The 1499-nt window shown below is 57.5% G+C and carries 1 protein-coding gene; it reads right to left on the bottom strand.

Annotated features, from left to right (window positions below):
• Positions 1–107 precede the first annotated feature (107 nt).
• The gene (locus CKJ85_RS11700) at positions 108–1334 is read right to left on the bottom strand and encodes an IS1249 family transposase (protein ID WP_095546097.1); all 1227 of its coding nucleotides are present in this window, start codon (positions 1332–1334) and stop codon (positions 108–110) included.
• Positions 1335–1499: the final 165 nt, after the last annotated feature.

Here is a 1499-nt window from a genome sequence, read left to right as displayed (position 1 = left end):
GGGTTAAGCGACAAAATGTGTGCTTTTCTCGGCGTGTCGACTTAAGCGACAAAATGTGTGCTTTTTTGGGGGTGGGATGGGTGGTTTTTGGGTGTGTTGTGCTGGGGTTATGTTCGTCCTGCCCAGCCGTGTCGGATGGCCCAGGAGGGGTTGAAGTCGGTGTCGATGCCGGTGTCGTAGACTTTCGGCCGGCCGTCGGGTGAGTTGGCTTGGTCGCGTTGGCGCATGTGTGCCTGGCGGGCGCGTGCGTAGCCGACGTGGCCGAAGTTTTGCTCGATTGCTAGTGCCAGCGGGTCATCGTGGTGCTGGGTGTGCAGGTAGAGCCACCAGTCCATGATGATTCGTTGGTGTTCGTCAAATGTGCCGCGGTGGGCTCGGGCAAGGTGTTTAAGTTGTGCGTTGACCCCACCTTCCAGGCTGTTTGTGGTGGTTTTCAGTCCGGTTGCGGTGTCGTTTGGTGGGGTGAGCCAGACGAAGAGGTGGCCTTGTTGGTAGAGGCGTTCGAATCGGCGGTAGGCTCTGCGGGCTCTGGGGTGGGTGTACCACCATTGCTGGTTGTCGCGAACGTGTTTTGGGATCTCTTTGTCGCTGACTTGGTCGCGGTAGGTGCGGTCTTTGAGCCAATCGCCGTAGAGGTCATGGAAACGGTTGAGGCGAAGTGCCCAGTCAATTGCCTGTTCACGGGTGGTGATGTGGGTCAGTTGGTTGCCGAGGCGAAGGAGTGCTTTGTGGGCGGTCAGTGTTGGTTGGCGTGTGGTGTCTTTGATGGTGTCGCGTCGCACGTGGACGAGGCAGCGTTGGATAGAGGCGTTTGGCCAGCATTGTTTGATGGCTTTGTGCGCGCCACCGGAGCCGTCTGTGGTGACGACGAGGGGTTCGGCGATCAGGTCGAAGAGTTTGGCGTAGTCATAGGCGGTTTCTCGTGTGCACCAGTGCCAGGCGACGACGTGATCGCTGGTTGCGGCGACAAGCAGGCATTTTTTGTGGAAGTAGGTGCCGTCTATAAAAAGTTGGTCGTAGACGCGGTACGGGTCTGGTTTGCACGGGACGATGATGAACCAGAAGTAGGTAAACCAGCGGATAAGTGTGCGCCTGGAGACGTTGTGGGCTGCAGCGACAGCATCGAGGGGGCGCTGGCCGGTAATCCAGTCGATGAAGATGGCAAACCGGTATGCGTTGGTCTTTGCCGCGTTGGGGTTGGTGAAGGTGTGTCCGCAGTGTGTGCAGCGCCATCGCTGTGTTCCGCTGGAGGTGGTGCCCATTTTTATGGTGGTGTGCTGGCATGCCGGGCACAGGGGTCTGTTGTGTTTTCTCTTTCTGTGTTGAGTTGGCATGCAGGCTGGTTTAACAGCCAGTGCCAGTAGCACATCTCATGGCTGGAGTGGTGGACCTTCATGTTGCAAGCCAGGAATCCCGATTCGACGAGCACTTTCCCGCCGTAGCCGGAGGTAAGACCGGGAATCTATAGCTCAAAAAGCACACATTTTGTCGCTTAACCC

The sequence above is a fragment of the Corynebacterium sp. NML 150383 genome (genome assembly GCF_002285085.1).
GTDB lineage: Bacteria > Actinomycetota > Actinomycetes > Mycobacteriales > Mycobacteriaceae > Corynebacterium > Corynebacterium gottingense.
This window is presented reverse-complemented; position numbering and strand designations above follow the sequence as displayed.